The organism is Promicromonospora thailandica, assembly GCF_024171955.1.
Classification (GTDB): Bacteria; Actinomycetota; Actinomycetes; order Actinomycetales; family Cellulomonadaceae; genus Promicromonospora; species Promicromonospora thailandica.
The window spans coordinates 230,472-245,392 of record NZ_JAMTCS010000011.1 but is presented as its reverse complement, the minus strand read 5'-3'; the positions used below and the strand labels follow the sequence as shown (position 1 = coordinate 245,392).

Here is a 14,921-nt window from a genome sequence, read left to right as displayed (position 1 = left end):
CCTCGGTCGGCATTGACCTTGCGGCTAGAACCTAAGGGGACTTTTGTCGCGCGTCAAGCAAAAGTTGCTACCTCTTCACCGTTACGCGGGCGGGCCTTCAGCCGAGAACGACCTGGGGTACCGAGACCGGGTGGTCTCGGCACCCCAGGTCGTTCGGGAAGCGAGCCGGTGCTACAGCGCCGACGGACCGCCCTCCAGGAGGCGCTTGAAGCCGTCCTCGTCCAGGGTCGGGATCTCCAGGGCCTCCGCCTTGGCCGCCTTGGACCCGGCGTTCTCGCCGAGCACCACGTAGTCGGTCTTCTTCGACACCGAGCCGGACGCCTTGCCCCCCGCGGCGATGATCGCCTCCTTGGCGCCGTCGCGCGTGAAGTCCTCGAGCGATCCGGTCACCACGACGGTCAGGCCGGCCAGCGGACCGGACGGCTCCGCGTCGGACTCGGCCATCGCCGCCGGGCCGGGGTGCCCCGGCGTCGCGAGCTGGACGCCCGCGGCGCGCCACGCGGTGAGGATCTCCTGGTGCCAGTCCACCTCGAGCCAGGCCTTGATCTCCGCGGCGATCACCGGGCCCACGCCCTCGACCGCCGCGAGCTCCTCCTGGGACGCCGCCTCGATCGCGTCCACCGAGCCGAACCAGCCCGCGAGCGCTCGCGCCGCCACGGGGCCGACGTGCCGGATGTTCAGGGAGACGAGCATGCGCCAGAGGTCCTTGGTCTTGGCGCGCTCCAGCTCCTCGAGCAGCTTGGTCGCGGCGGCCGACGGCACGATCTCGGGCAGCGTCTCGCCCGCCTCGCGCGCGACGGCCTGCTCGGCCTTGCTGTAGGTGGGCTTGCGCCGGAAGGGGCTGCGCCGGCGCACCGTGCCGTCGTCGTCCGTCTTGGGCAGGCCGGTCTCGGCGTCGCGGACCACCACCTCGATGGGCAGCAGCTGGTCGAGCGTCAGGGAGAACAGCTCGGCCTCGGTGACCAGCGGCGGGGTCTCGGGCACGTCCGGCTGGGTGAGCGCCGCGGCCGTCACCTCGCCGAGGGCCTCGATGTCGAGGCCGCCGCGCGAGCCGATGTGCTCCACGCGTCCGCGCACCTGCGCGGGGCAGGACTTCGCGTTGGGGCAGCGCAGGTCGACGTCGCCCTCCTTCATGGGACGCAGCGGGGTGCCGCACTCGGGGCACTCCGCCGGCATGACGAAGTCCTCGCGCGGGTAGCCGTCGTCGGCGAGGGCGGCCACGGGGCCGATGATCTCGGGGATCACGTCGCCCGCCTTGCGCAGCACGACGACGTCGCCGATGCGCACGCCCTTGGCCCGCACCACGTCCTGGTTGTGCAGTGTGGCCTGGCGCACCGTGGAGCCCGCCACGAGCACCGGCTCCATCACGGCGTAGGGGGTGGCGCGCCCGGTGCGGCCGACGCCGATCTGGATGGCGACCAGCCGGGTGTTGACCTCCTCGGGCGGGTACTTGAAGGCGATGGCCCAGCGCGGCGCCCGGCTGGTCGAGCCCAGCCGGCGCTGCTGCTCCAGGGCGTCGACCTTGAGGACGATCCCGTCGAGCTCGTGCTCGATGTCGTGCCGGTGCTCGCGGAAGTACTCGATCATCTCCAGCGCGCCGTCCAGGCCGTCGACCACCCGGTTGTGCGGCGAGACGGGGATGCCCCACTGCGCGAACAGCGTGTACGCGTCGGACTGCCGCGCCAGCTCCTCGTGCTCGCCCGCCTGCCACTGCAGGGCCCCCACGCCGTGCGCGTACATCCGCAGGCCCTCGACGCGGGCGATCCCGGCCTCCAGCTCGGGACCCTCCTTGTTCTCCAGGAGCTGCCGCAGGCCGCCGGCCGCCGCGTTGCGCGGGTTGGCGAACTGCGGGAACCGGCGCAGGGCCGCGAGGCGGGCCCGTTCCACGTCGAACTGCCTCCCCCCGGACTGCCGCTCGGCACGCTCCTGGGCCTCGGCCACGAGCCGCTCCCGGATGGTGGCCTGCAGCTCGTTGAGCCGCGCGAACGTGGCCACAGGGATGAACACCTCGCCGCGCACCTCGACCAGGTCGGGGTGCCCCGTGCCGGAGAGCTGCTGGGGGATGCCGGCGATGCGCAGCACGTTGCGCGTCACGTCCTCCCCCACGCGCCCGTCACCGCGGGTGACGCCGCGCACCAGGCGGCCCTTCTCGTACACGAGCGAGATCGCCAGGCCGTCGATCTTGACCTCGCACAGCAGGCCCGGGCGTTCGGTGCCGAGGTCCCGGTGCACCCGGTCGGCCCACACCCCGAGCTCCTCGGTGCTGAACGCGTTGTCCAGCGAGAGCATCTGCTCGATGTGCTCGACCGTGGCGAACCCCGCCGTCGCCGTGCCGCCGACGCTCTGCGTGGGCGACTCCGGCGTCACCAGCGCGGGGTGGGCGGCCTCGAGCTCCTCCAGCTCGCGCATCCGGACGTCGTAGTCGGCGTCCGACGACACGGGCGAGTCGTTCTCGTAGTAGGCCCGCCGGTCCTCCTCGATCTGGGCGACCAGCTCGGCCCATCGGCGCTGCGCCGCGGCCTCGTCGTCGATCGGGTCGCTGGTCGGGTCGGCCGGTCCCGGGATGCCTGTCGTCTCGCTCACAGACACAATCATGGACTGAACCACTGACATCCGAGCGGCAAGCCGCCGGGGTCCGCGCCGAAAGGTCAGCCGACCTGGGCATATACCACGATCTGCCTCTATCGCGCACGGTCCGGCCCCGCTACCATTCGGGAAAAATGCCAGGAATCTACTGAGAGCAGGGGTCCCTTGAAGATTGCCGTCGTCGGTGCCGGTTTCGCAGGCCTGGCCACCGCGAAAGTACTCCGCGAGTTCGATCACGACGTCACCGTCTTCGAGAAGGCGCCCGACGTCGGCGGCGTGTGGAGCGCGACGCGCCGCTACACCGGCCTGCGGACCCAGAACAACAAGGACTCGTACGCCTTCTCCGACCTGCCCATGCCGCGGGACTACCCGGAGTGGCCCACGGGCGAGCAGGTCCAGGCCTACCTGGAGCGCTACGTGTCCACGTTCGGCCTGCGGCCGAGCCTGCGCCTGGCCACCGAGGTGGTCCGTGCCGAGCTGACCGACGCGGAGGACGGCTGGATGGTGACGGCCCGGCGCATCGGCGCGCCGGTCTCCGCGCCCGAGCGGTTCGACCACCTCGTCGTCGCCAACGGCATCTTCTCCGACCCGGTCTTCCCGCAGTACCCGGGCTACGCGGACCTCGTCCGTGCCGGCGGCAAGCTCGTCGCCTCCAGCCAGCTCAACACGCTGGACGAGGCCCGGGGCAAGAACGTCGTGGTGGTCGGCTACGGCAAGTCGGCGTGCGACGTCGCCGCCGAGATCGGCCCGGTCGCCGCGTCGACCACCGTCGTCGCCCGGCGGCTGCTGTGGAAGATGCCCAAGCGCATCGCGAACTCGCTCAACATGAAGTACCTGCTGCTGTCCCGCCTCGGCGAGGCGCTCTTCCGGTACCAGGAGCTCGACAACGGCGTGGAGCGGTTCCTCCACGGCCCGGGTGACAAGGTGCGTGCCGGGATGCTCGCGAGCATCGGCTCGGTGGCGACCTGGCAGTTCAAGCTCAAGAAGCTCGGGCTCGTACCGCACGGCGAGTTCGCCGAGATCGCCAACAGCACGGTGTCGCTGTCCACCGACGGTTTCTACGAGCAGGTCGCGAGCGGTGCCATCACGGTTCACCGCGACACCGAGATCCAGCGTTTCGAGGTGGACGACGACCGTCCCGTGGCGGTCCTCGGCGACGGCTCGCGGATCCCGGCCGACCTCGTCGTCTGCGGTACCGGATTCCACCAGCGCGTGCCGTTCCTCGACGACGCCGTGGCCGCGCGCCTCGTCGACGAGAAGGGGAACTACCAGCTCTACCGGCAGATCCTGCCCGAGGGCGTGCCGAACCTGACGTTCGCCGGCTACAACTCGTCCCTGTTCTCGCCGCTGTCCGCCGAGGCGGGCGCGATCTGGATCGCCGCGTACCTGGCCGGTGTCGTCGAGCTGCCGCCGGTCGAGGAGCGGCGCAAGCACGTGGCCGAGCGCGTGGCCTGGATGGAGCAGCGCACGGGCGGCAAGCACGCGCGCGGCACCAACGTCATCCCGTTCTCGATGCACCAGATCGACGAGACGCTCGACGAGGCCGGCGTGAACATCGGCCGCCGGACCCGGGTCGTCCAGTGGCTGCTCCCGATCGACCCGTCCGTCTACCGCAACGTGGTCCCCCGGCTCAAGGCCCGCGTCGCGAACCAGGCCAAGGCCACCGCGGACGCCTGACCAGCCGCGGTGCCGGGCCTGCCGGTCCCGCTGAGATCTGGTGATCCCGCCGAGATCTGGTAGCGCACTGCCAGATCTCGGCGGGATCACCAGATCTCGGCGTCGGGCTGCCAGATCTCAGCACGGGCGGGCGGGCCCGTCAGCGCTCCGGCGGTGGGGCCGTCTCCGGGCTCGTGAACCGCACCGGGAGCGTGCGCGGGTGGCGCGACCAGGGCGAGCGCGACATCGTCAGCGCCTCGGCCGGTACCCGCAGCTCCATGTCGAGGATCCGGCGCAGCAGGGTCTCCACCGCGATGCGGCCGATGAGCGGCCCGATCCGGTGCGCTGGGCAGGCGTGCGCACCCGCGCCCCACGTCAGGTGGAACCGGCTGCCCAGCTCCTCCCAGGGGTCGTCGGTGCGGATGGCCCGGTCGGCGTTGGCCGCGGCGACGGCGGGGACGAGGGCGTCCCCGAAGGCGATCCGGCGCCCGCCCAGCTCGCAGTCCTGCCGCGCGAACCGCGGCAGCACGTGCGGGGCCGGCGGGTTGCGCCGCGACACCTCGTCCAGGGCGTCGTCGAGGTCGAGCCGCCCACGGCGCACGCGCGCGGCGAACGCGGGGTCGGTCAGGATCATGTGCAGCGTGCTGGCGATCCACGCGATCTCGGCGTCGTGCCCCAGCGTGAACATCACGCCGATCGAGGCCATCACCTCGACGTCGTTCGCGTGGTTGGGGTGGTTCACCAGGGCCGTCGTGAGGTCCTCGCCCGGCTCGGCCCGGTGCGTCGCCACGAGCACCGCCAGCAGCGCCTCCTGCTCGACGGCGGCCGCCCGCGCCCGGTCGGTGCCCTCGTAGAGGGCCTCCGAGAGCTCGTGCATCTTGTTCCCGTCGGACAGGCTCATGCCGAACAGCTCGGTCATGACCATCACGGGGACGGCGACCGCGTAGTCGCGCACCAGGTCGGCCTCGCCGCGCGGCAGGAGGCGGTCGATGATCGCCTCGCACGTCACCGCGACGGTGCGGGCCAGCCGCTTCTCGTCGACACCGCCCAGCGCGTCGTCGAGCGGGGCGCGCAGGCGGCGCTGCTGCATACCGTCGAGGTAGTAGGCGTTCTCGCGCGGGGCCAGGGTCGCGAACACCCCGGAGTCGGCGGGCAGCGACCGCTCCTGGACGTACCGCCAGTTGCGGGAGTTGCGGGAGAACAGCAGCTCGTTGCGCATCACGCTGCTGGCCTCGTCGTAGCCGAGCACGAGCCAGGCCGGCACGCCCGGCTCCAGGTCCATCGGGGCCACCGGGCCCCACTCGTCGCGCAGCCGCTCGTAGACCTTGTGCGGGTCCCGCGCCGAGGTGATGTCCGCCAGCTGCATGCGGTCGGGGATGTCCTCCAGCCGCTGGTGCAGCCGGTTGGCCAAGGTCACGCGTTGACCTTCTGGAAGACCGGGAAGGTCATGGCGTGCTCGACGAGGGTGATGAGCGTCAGGACGGCGGACTGCCGGTCGCGCGCGTCGCACTCCACGATGGGCGTCTCCGGCAGGAGGTCCAGCGCCGCCCGCACCCGCTCGAGCGGGTAGGCGGGCGAGTCCGGGAACTGGTTGACGACCACCGCGAACGGGATCTTGGTCCGCAGCTCGAGCTGGTCCAGCACCTCGAAGCTGTCCTCCAGGTGCCGGGTGTCGATCATGACGAGGGCGCCGACGGCACCGTCCGCCAGGCCGGCCCAGAGGTCCCAGAACCGGCGCTGACCCGGGGTGCCGAACATGTACAGGGCGATGTCCTCGGTCACGGTGATGCGACCGAAGTCCATCGCGACCGTCGTCGTGTCCTTGTTCGGCTGCCCCGGGTCGATGCCGACGCTCGCGGTCGTGATCCGCTCCTCGGTGCGCAGCGGCTCGATCTCGCTGACGGAGCCGATCAGCGTCGTCTTGCCCACCCCGAACGCACCCACGACGAGCACCTTGACCGACCGTGCGACGGTCGGCGCCAGGTGCTGTCCGGACGCGGTGCGGTCAGAGCTTGCGGAGTCCATCGAGAATCTTCTCCAGGATGTCCTTGCCGGGCAGGACGTGCGCTTGATGGTTGGAACGGATCGTCAGGTTCCCCGAGTCGACCAGGTCAGAGACCATGACCGCCACGAGGCTCACCGGTAGCTGCAGGTACGCCGCCACCTCGGCGAGCGCGAGCGTGCCGCGGCAGAGCTGCACGAGCTCGCGCTCCATGCGGCCCGCCGTCGAGAGCACGGGACGGCTCTCGACGGCACGCACGAGCGTCTCCGGTCGCAGCGTGTTGCGCGACGGGTGCGCCCGCCCCGAGGTGAGCACGTACGAGCGCACCGGGTGGTCGCGGTACTCCTCGGTGTCCATCCCCTCGCCCCCTGTCGGTCGGTCGGGTACTGGTCGAGCTGGTGGTGCCTGAACCTCCGGGCCAGGACCGGCCCGGTCACTGCTTTCCGTGGGAGCTTGCGTCGCCGATCAGCCGGTGATCCGCTCCGTGCCCAGCGTGCGCTCCCCGATCATGAGCACCTGGGCCTGCATCTGCTGGGCGATCAGCGCGGGATCGATCACCGACTCGGTGATCACCGCGAGGCGGGAGCCGTCACCGGCTCCCCGGACGAACAAGAAGCCGCCGTCGAACTCCACCATCACCTGGCGGATCGTGTCGCTGTTCCCGAACTCCCGGCTCATTCCGATCCCCAGTGCGGCCAGCCCGGCGCACGCCGCCGCCACCTTGTCGGCGACGTCGAGCGGGGTCTGGTCCGTGCGGACCTTCATCAGGCCGTCCGAGGTGAGCACGACCACATGCTTGACCCCTCGTACACCACTGATGAGCTCGAGCATCCAGCTGTTGCCGTCGGTGCTCGTCATGCCGTCGGCCTGCGTAGTCATCGGTCCTCCGAAGTTCCGCCGGCTCCGGCCGGCGGTTCGCTGCTGTCAGGTGAGTCCCCGAACCGCGCCTCGCTGGAGCTGAAGAAGGCACCCATCCACTCGCCGGCCTCCTCGGCCGTCTGAGCGGCACCCGGAGCGGTCGTACGGGGCTCCGGGTCGCTGTTCCGTTCGTCGGGCACGTCCGCCTCTCCTCGGCGCGAACGCCGCTGCGGAAGCGCAGACGGCTCGGGGAACTCGTCGTCCTGCGGGCGGGTCCGCCCGGGACGCAGGGGCAGCTCGCCAGGGGCCTGCACCGGGGCACCGGCCACGGGCGTCTCCTCCTCGTCGTCGACCGTCTCGCCGGGCGCACTGAGCGGCTCGGCCAGGACCTCGGTCGCAGGGTCGGGTGCCGCGGGGGCGGGCCACTCGTCGTCGTCCGCGGGCTTCGCGGTGGGCAGCTCGGGAGCGAGCGGCGCCTCGACGACGGCGGTTGCGCTGCGGCTGGAACCGAGCGCCGCGACCCCGGTGGAGGGTACGGAGGCGCTCGGCAGGGTCGCGGCCGGCGTGAGCATGCCCGACGGCACCACTGCCTCGGTCAGCTCGGCCGGGATCATGACGATGGCACGCAGACCGCCGTACACCGACTCGGTGACGTCGACCCGGAAGCCGTGGCGGCGTGCGTAGGTGCCGACCACCGCGAGGCCCGTCTGCGGGATCTCGCCCAGCTCGGTGATGCTGATCTCGCGCTTGCCGGAGGCGATGTCGCGCGCCTGCTCGAGCTGCTTGAGGTCGAGGCCCACACCGCAGTCGTCGATCTCGATGACGGCGCCGCGCTGCACCTGACGGAGCGCGACGAGCACCTGCGTGGTGGGCGGGGAGGACTGCGTGGCGTTGGAGAGCAGCTCGGCCACCAGGTGGATGAGCGGCTCCACGATGCGCGCCGAGACGGCGACGCCCGGGTCGCCCGACACCTCGACACGGTGGAAGGCGGTGATGCGGCTGGCGGCGCCCTTGACGACGTCGGGCAGCGGGAGCGGCTCGCTCCACTGCTGGCCCGGCCACTCGCCGCACAGGGCCGCGAGGCTCTGCGCCTGGCGGGCCTGCTGGGCCGCCGCGTGGTCGACGCGCATGGAGGTCTGCAGGATGTCCGGGTCGGTGGGGTGGCGCTGCACCATGCGCGCCGCCTCCTCCTGGATGCGGTGCGCCGCGGCCTGGACCTTGCGGCTCAGCGCGACGACCGCGACCTGGACGGCGTCGCGGCGGGCCACGCGCTCCTCCTGGACGCGGGCGAGCAGGCTCGCGGCCTCGTCGAGCCGGGCCTGCGCGGCGGCGTCGCCGGGCAGGTGCGGCAGCGGCGGGGCCGGCGCGCTGTCGAGGAACGCGGGGAGCTGCTCCTTGGCCAGGGCGTCGAGGGCGGCGGACGCCGCGGCGGCGCGCTCCTCGGCCCGGCGGTAGGAGAGGACCAGGTTCTCGTGCGCCGCCATGTCGTCCCGGGAAGAGCGTGCGGCGATCAGCGCGGCGGCGACGGAGAGGCCGACGGCGGCGACGCCCACCAGCCACGCGGGCCACATCGACGAGGCTCCGGTGGCGGTGAACAGGACAGGGGCCACGAGCACATAGGCGAGCACACCGGCCACGCACACCCAGGGTGCGACCTGCCGCAGCCTGCTGGGCGGAGGAGAAGAAGACATCGAGCTCACCGAGCCGATCCCCCTAGTAGTTGTCTCGTCAGAGTCCGAAAGACTCGGCTGAAGAGGGCGAACAACCCCCTTGGAGTGCAGTTTCTACCACAGAGCGTCCCAGGCGTGGAAGGCCACGACTGTGGTGTGCGGATCGAAAATATGTGCCATTGAGGAATGAGGCCGCCCCATGGCGCGATAACACCACAATACGGTTAAAACCGGGAGTGCGCGATGCGGGAGCATGGCGGACCGGCTCGCGGGATCCGCCGCCTCGGCGCCCGCGTCGGAGGTGCCGCGTAGGGTGACGCCCATGAGCGTCGAGCACACCCAGACCACCCCCCGGACCGCTCTTCCCGAGACCCCCCTGGACCCCACCGCCGACGACCCGTTCGCCTGGCTCGAGGACGTCGAGGGCGACGCCGCGCTCGACTGGGTGCGCGAGCGCAACGCGCACAGCGCGGCCGTCCTCGGCGGGCCCGCCTTCACCGACACCGAGCGGGCCGTGCGCGAGGTGCTCGACTCGGACGACAAGATCCCGCACGTCTCGAAGGTCGGCGACCACTACTACAACTTCTGGCAGGACGCCGCGCACCGCCGCGGCCTGTGGCGCCGCACGACCCTCGACTCCTACCGCACCGCCGACCCGGAGTGGGAGACCGTCCTCGACCTCGACGCCCTGGCCGAGCAGGAGGGCGAGAGCTGGGTGTGGCACGGCGCGAGCGTCCTGCGCCCGACACCGGAGCAGCTCGCGGCGGGCGAGCCCCGGCGCCACGCCCTGGTCGACCTCTCCCCCGGCGGCTCCGACTCCGACGTGACGCGCGAGTTCGACCTGGTGGAGAAGCGGTTCGTGCCCGCGTCCGAGGGCGGGTTCGTGCGCGAGCAGGCCAAGGGCGGCCTGTCGTGGGTCGACCAGGACACGGTCTACGCGTCCACCGACTTCGGCCCGGGCACCATGACGCCGTCGGGCTACCCGCGACAGGTCAGGCTGTGGCGGCGTGGCACGCCGCTCGCCGAGGCGACCCTGGTCTACGAGGGCACCGAGCAGGACATGGCCGTCAGCGCCTCCCGCTCGCACACGCCGGGCTTCGAGCGCGACCTCGTGCGCCGTGCGCTGCGGTTCTACGCGAGCGAGACGTACCTCGCCACCGGCGTCGGCACGCCCGAGCAGACCCTCACGAAGATCGACGTGCCCGACTCGGCGAACATCGGCCTGCACCGCGAGTGGATGCTGGTGCAGCTGCGCGACGACTGGACCGTCGGCGGCACGACCTACCGGGCCGGGTCCCTGCTGGCCACCGGGTTCGACGCGTTCCTGGCGGGCGCACGCGACCTCACCGTGCTCTTCGAGCCCACGCCGACGACGTCGCTGGCCGGCACCACCTGGACCCGCCACCACCTGGTGCTCAACGTGCTGGACGACGTGAAGAACCTGCTGCACGTGCTCACCCCGCCGACGGACGGGTCGACGGCGGGCGCCGCCTGGGTGCGCGGCGACCTGCCGCTGGGCGGCGAGCTGCTCACGGTGGGCGTCGGCGCGGTCGACGTCGTGGACTCGGACGACGTCTGGGTGGTCACCACGGGATACCTGACGCCGTCGACGCTGAGCCGCACCACCGTGGGCGCGGCGCAGGTGCCCGAGGTGCTGAAGTCGGCACCCGCCTACTTCGACACGGCCGGGCTCGAGGTGCGCCAGCGGTTCACGGAGTCGGACGACGGCACCCGGGTGCCGTACTTCGTCGTGGGCCGCGCGGACCTCGTCTCCGGCGACGCCGGTCCCGCGCCCACCCTGCTGTGGGGCTACGGCGGGTTCGAGCAGGCGATCCTGCCCGGCTACTCGGGCACGATCGGGCGCGCGTGGCTGGACCGCGGCGGCGTGTACGCCGTGGCGAACATCCGCGGCGGCGGCGAGTACGGGCCGGCCTGGCACCAGGCGGCGCTCAAGGAGCACCGGCACCGCGCGTACGAGGACTTCGCGGCGGTCGCCCGCGACCTGGTGGCCACGGGCGTGACGACGCCGGAGCGGCTCGGCATGGAGGGCCGCTCCAACGGCGGCCTCCTGGCAGGCAACATGCTCACGCAGTATCCGGAGCTGTTCGGCGCGGTGATCGTGGGCGTGCCGCTGCTGGACATGAAGCGGTACTCGCACCTGCTCGCCGGCGCGTCCTGGATGGCGGAGTACGGCGACCCGGACACGGCCGACTGGGAGTTCATGCGCGGCTTCTCGCCGTACCACCTGTTCGACGCCGCGCGCGACTACCCGCCGGTGCTGTTCACGACGTCGACCAAGGACGACCGCGTGCACCCGGGCCACGCCCGCAAGATGGCGGCGCTCATGCTGGCCGCGGGCAAGGACGTGACGTACTACGAGAACATCGAGGGCGGTCACGGCGGCGCGGCGGACAACGCCCAGGCGGCGTACATGGCGGCCACCCACTGGACGTTCCTCTGGAACCGCCTGTCGGGCGCCTGACCGGCGGGGTCAGGCCTCGGCCTTCTCCGCCAGGGACTCCGCGACCCGGCCGAGGTTCGCCAGCTCCGTGCGGTGCGCGTCGGTGGACCCGAGCGCCGCACGGGGCGCGGCCAGCAGGGTGACCTCGGCCAGCGCCGCAGCGGGCAGGCCGATGCGGCGCCACGGCACCGCCACCAGGTCGGAGAGCCCGCCCAGCGCAGGTCCCGCGCACTGCGAGACCTGCGCGGGCGGGAGCCCGGCCCAGAGCCGGGTGCCCCGCTCGGTAGCCCGCGCGATGAGCTCCCAGGCCTTCTCGTTCCAGCCGCCCGGGCCGACGTCGGCCAGGTCGAGCCCCAGCGCGTCGGCCCCCGCGAGCACCACCGGCGGCACGCCCACCCAGGTGCCCCCGAGGTGCACCACGGAGCGCGCGCCCGCGTCCCGCACCGCCGTGAGCACCGGCTCCAGACCGCCCACGATCTCGGGCCCCGCCACGGCGCGCAGCCGCGAGTACCCGGAGAACGTGGGCAGCACGCCCGCGTGCACCTGACCCAGCAGCGGCTCCGCGAGCTGCACGGTCACCTCGGCGCCGGGCACCTGGGCCACGACGTCGGACACGAGAGTGCGCACGCCCTCCGCCAGGGCGAGGGTCAGGTCGGCGCGGGCGGCGGTGTCGGCCAGGACGCGGTCGGCGCGCGCCGACCAGAGCTGCGCCGCCAGGGTCCACGGGCCCAGCACCTCGACCGCGAGCGGCCCGCTGTGGCCGTGCGCGGCGATCGCGAGCGCGCCGAGGTCCTCCCGCCAGAACGCCGCGGCCCGGCTCGCGTCCCGGCCGGGGCGGTCGGTCAGCTTCCAGCCGTGCGGGCCCAGCTCGACCGGCATCTCGGCCAGGAGCGCTGCCGTCCGGCCCAGCGCGTCCGCTCCGGGGCCGCGCTGCGGCAGCTGGGTCAGGAAGGGCACGACGTCGATCCCGGTCGGCAGCTCCGCGAGCTCACCGAACGCCGTCTGCTGCGCCTCCAGCACGTCGCGCTCGCCACCGGGCCACGGCCCGTGCCCACTCACCGCGGTCATGTGGTCTCTCCTCGTCCAGCGTCCTCGTCCAGCCACGTTCGGTTTCGGTCCCTTGCGGCACATCGGGCCACGAGATCGGTCGCCGGCACCCAGATCGGTCCATCGAACGACCGATCTCAGTGCATCTGACCGAGGTCGACAAGGGGGCTCGATCATAGGACCGAACCAGCGGGGCCAGCGCGCGCCTAGCGGGCCCGCCAGGAGGCGGAGACCGTCGCCTGGCCCAGCACCCGGGTACCGCGGTACACCACCAGGGACTGCCCGGCCGCGACGCCGCGCAGCGGGGAACCTGTCAGCGCGACCTCCATGCCGGAAGCGTCCGCGCCGGCCACGTCCGCGCCGGCCACCGCCCGCACCCGCGCCGGCACCGCCGCGCCGTGCGCCCGGACCTGCACCTCGGCGTCGAACCAGCCGTCGCCGTCCGGCTCGACGGCGCCGTCCGCGCCGTCGGCCCCCGGCAGCACGCCGTCGAACCACAGGGCCTTCTCCCCCGCGATCCGGTCCACGCTCAGCAGCTCGGCCGGGCCGACGACGACGGTGTTCGTCGCGGGCTGGACGTCCACCACGTACCGGGCCCTGCCGTCGGCGGCGGGTCGGCCCAGCGCGAGCCCCCGGCGCTGGCCGACAGTGAACGCGTAGGCGCCGTCGTGCTCGCCCACCACCGCGCCGTCGGTGTCCACCACGGAGCCCGGGCGGGAGCCGAGGCGCTCGCGCAGGAACCCGCGGGTGTCGCCGTCGGCCACGAAGCAGATGTCGTAGGAGTCCGGCTTCGCCGAGACGGACAGCCCGCGGCGCGCCGCCTCGGCGCGCACCTCATCCTTCGAGGCGAACCCGCCGAGCGGGAACATGGCGCGGGCGAGCCGCTCCGGCCCGGCGACGGCCAGCACGTACGACTGGTCCTTGGCGTCGTTGGGCGAACGGTGCAGCTCGCGCAGGGTCCGCACGCCGCCGTCGGCCGACGCGACCTCGCGCGTGACGACCTGCGCGTAGTGGCCCGTCGCGACGGCGTCGAACCCGAGGGCCGTCGCCTTGTCGAGCAGGGCCTCGAACTTGATGTGCTCGTTGCAGCGCACGCACGGGTTGGGCGTGCGGCCGGCCTCGTACTCGGACAGGAAGTCCGCGACCACCGTGTCCTCGAACCGCTCGGACAGGTCCCACACGTAGTACGGGATGCCGAGCACGTCGGCGGCACGGCGCGCGTCGCCCGCGTCCTCGATGGAGCAGCAGCCGCGCGAGCCCGTGCGGAACTGGTCGCGGTTGCGCGAGAGCGCCATGTGCACGCCCACGACGTCGTGCCCCGCCTCGACGGCGAGCGCGGCGGCCACCGCTGAGTCCACGCCGCCCGACATGGCGGCCAGCACCCTCACGACGCACCGCCCAGGGCGCGGCCCGACACCAGGCCGGCGGCCCGGGCCCGGGCGACCACCTGCGGCAGGGCCGCGACGAGGCGGTCGACGTCGGCCTCGGTGGAGGTCGCCCCGAGCGTGAAGCGCAGGGCGCCCCGGGCCTCGGCCTCGGGCACGCCCATCGCGAGCAGCACGTGGGACGGCTGCGGTACACCCGCCTGGCACGCGGACCCGGTCGAGGCCTGCACGCCCGCCGAGTCCAGCAGGTAGAGCAGCGAGTCGCCCTCCGCGCCGGGGAACGTGAAGTGCGCGTTGCCGGGCAGGCGCCGGCCGGACGCCGGGTCCGCGCCGCGCAGCACCGCCTCGGGGTCGACCTCGCGCACGCGGACCACGAGGTCGTCGCGCAGGGCGGTCAGGCGGGCGGCGCGCTGCGGCTGGCAGTCGACGGCGTGCCGGGCGGCCACGCCGAACGCCGCGATCGACGCGGTGTCGAGCGTGCCGGAGCGCACCCCGCGCTCCTGACCGCCGCCGTGCAGCACGGCGTCGAGCGCCAGGTCCCGCTTGGCGAGCAGCGCGCCGACGCCGACGGGCCCGCCGAGCTTGTGCGCGCTCACGGTCATCGCGTCGACGCCGGAGTCGCTGAAGTCCACCGCCGTCTGACCTACGGCCTGCACGGCGTCGGTGTGCACGGGGATGCCGTAGGGCCGCGCGGCGCGGACCACCTCGCGGACCGGCTGGATGCTGCCGACCTCGTTGTTGGCCCACATGACGCTGATCAGCGCCGTCTCGTCGCCGTGCGCGGCGAGCTCGGCGCGCAGCGCGTCGAGGTCGAGCACGCCGTCGCCGTCCACCGGCAGGAGCACGATCTCGGCGCCCGCGTGGCCCGCCAGCCAGAACGCGGGGTCGAGCACGGCATGGTGCTCGACGGCGGAGACGAGCACCCGGCTGCGGCGCGTGTCCTGGGCCCGACGGCCCCAGAAGATGCCCTTGATCGCGAGGTTGTCCGCCTCGGTGCCGCCCGAGGTGAAGATGACCTCGCTCGGCCGGGCGCCCAGCGCGTGGGCGAGCGTCTCTCGTGCCTCCTCGACGGCACGGCGCGACGTGCGGCCCGCCGAGTGCAGCGACGACGCGTTGCCCGTGCGTTGCGCCTCGGCCACGAACGCCGCGAGCGCCGCGGCGGACATGGGCGTGGTCGCGGCGTGGTCGAGGTAGGCCCCGTCCGGCTCGCGGGGCGCGTCGCCGTGCGCGCCGCTGACCGTCAGGGGCGTGCGCGC

Annotated in this window: 11 protein-coding genes; 2 read left to right on the top strand and 9 right to left on the bottom strand. The window is 73.1% G+C overall.

Annotated features, from left to right (window positions below; all coding sequences use genetic code 11):
• Positions 1–171 precede the first annotated feature (171 nt).
• Entirely contained in the window at positions 172–2,595 is a 2,424-nt protein-coding gene (ligA, locus tag APR03_RS18305) for an NAD-dependent DNA ligase LigA (protein ID WP_275977704.1), read from the bottom strand.
• Between the two features lie 156 nt (positions 2,596–2,751).
• Here ligA and APR03_RS18300 point away from each other — a divergent pair, with 156 nt between their 5' ends.
• Positions 2,752–4,263, top strand: coding sequence for a flavin-containing monooxygenase (locus APR03_RS18300; protein WP_253837878.1), 1,512 nt, complete (start codon positions 2,752–2,754; stop codon positions 4,261–4,263).
• 139 nt (positions 4,264–4,402) lie between these two features.
• On the opposite strand, the gene APR03_RS18295 is transcribed toward APR03_RS18300, so the two are convergent.
• The 5 genes from APR03_RS18295 to APR03_RS18275 all read right to left on the bottom strand — a co-directional run bounded on the left by APR03_RS18295 (position 4,403) and on the right by APR03_RS18275 (position 8,793).
• Complete coding sequence (locus tag APR03_RS18295; RefSeq protein WP_253837876.1) at positions 4,403–5,659, bottom strand: cytochrome P450 family protein; 1,257 nt, start codon at positions 5,657–5,659, stop codon at positions 4,403–4,405.
• Complete coding sequence (locus APR03_RS18290) at positions 5,656–6,267, bottom strand: GTP-binding protein (protein ID WP_253837874.1); 612 nt, start codon at positions 6,265–6,267, stop codon at positions 5,656–5,658. The genes APR03_RS18295 and APR03_RS18290 overlap by 4 nt, the downstream gene beginning before the upstream one ends.
• On the bottom strand, positions 6,248–6,601 hold the full coding sequence (locus APR03_RS18285) for a DUF742 domain-containing protein (protein WP_119142763.1): 354 nt from the start codon (positions 6,599–6,601) through the stop codon (positions 6,248–6,250). The genes APR03_RS18290 and APR03_RS18285 overlap by 20 nt, the downstream gene beginning before the upstream one ends.
• 108 nt (positions 6,602–6,709) lie before the next feature.
• Positions 6,710–7,123: a roadblock/LC7 domain-containing protein gene (locus tag APR03_RS18280; protein WP_253837872.1), complete on the bottom strand. Its 414-nt coding sequence runs from the start codon at positions 7,121–7,123 to the stop codon at positions 6,710–6,712.
• Positions 7,120–8,793 carry an ATP-binding protein gene (locus tag APR03_RS18275; RefSeq protein ID WP_253837870.1) on the bottom strand — a complete coding sequence of 558 codons (1,674 nt, stop codon included), beginning with the start codon at positions 8,791–8,793 and terminating at the stop codon, positions 7,120–7,122. Before APR03_RS18275 ends, APR03_RS18280 begins: the two co-directional genes overlap by 4 nt.
• A 301-nt stretch (positions 8,794–9,094) precedes the next feature.
• Here APR03_RS18275 and APR03_RS18270 point away from each other — a divergent pair, with 301 nt between their 5' ends.
• The gene (locus APR03_RS18270; protein WP_253837868.1) at positions 9,095–11,254 is read left to right on the top strand and encodes a prolyl oligopeptidase family serine peptidase; all 2,160 of its coding nucleotides are present in this window, start codon (positions 9,095–9,097) and stop codon (positions 11,252–11,254) included.
• A gap of 9 nt (positions 11,255–11,263) precedes the next feature.
• Here APR03_RS18270 and APR03_RS18265 read toward each other — a convergent pair whose 3' ends face one another.
• From APR03_RS18265 to APR03_RS18255, 3 genes are all read right to left on the bottom strand, one after another.
• The gene (locus APR03_RS18265) at positions 11,264–12,301 is read right to left on the bottom strand and encodes a uroporphyrinogen decarboxylase/cobalamine-independent methonine synthase family protein (RefSeq protein ID WP_253837867.1); all 1,038 of its coding nucleotides are present in this window, start codon (positions 12,299–12,301) and stop codon (positions 11,264–11,266) included.
• Between the two features lie 185 nt (positions 12,302–12,486).
• A complete protein-coding gene (gene mnmA, locus APR03_RS18260) occupies positions 12,487–13,668 on the bottom strand; it encodes a tRNA 2-thiouridine(34) synthase MnmA (RefSeq protein ID WP_253837865.1) in 1,182 nt (393 codons plus the stop codon).
• Entirely contained in the window at positions 13,665–14,909 is a 1,245-nt protein-coding gene (locus APR03_RS18255; RefSeq protein ID WP_372494943.1) for a cysteine desulfurase family protein, read from the bottom strand. Before APR03_RS18255 ends, mnmA begins: the two co-directional genes overlap by 4 nt.
• Positions 14,910–14,921: the final 12 nt, after the last annotated feature.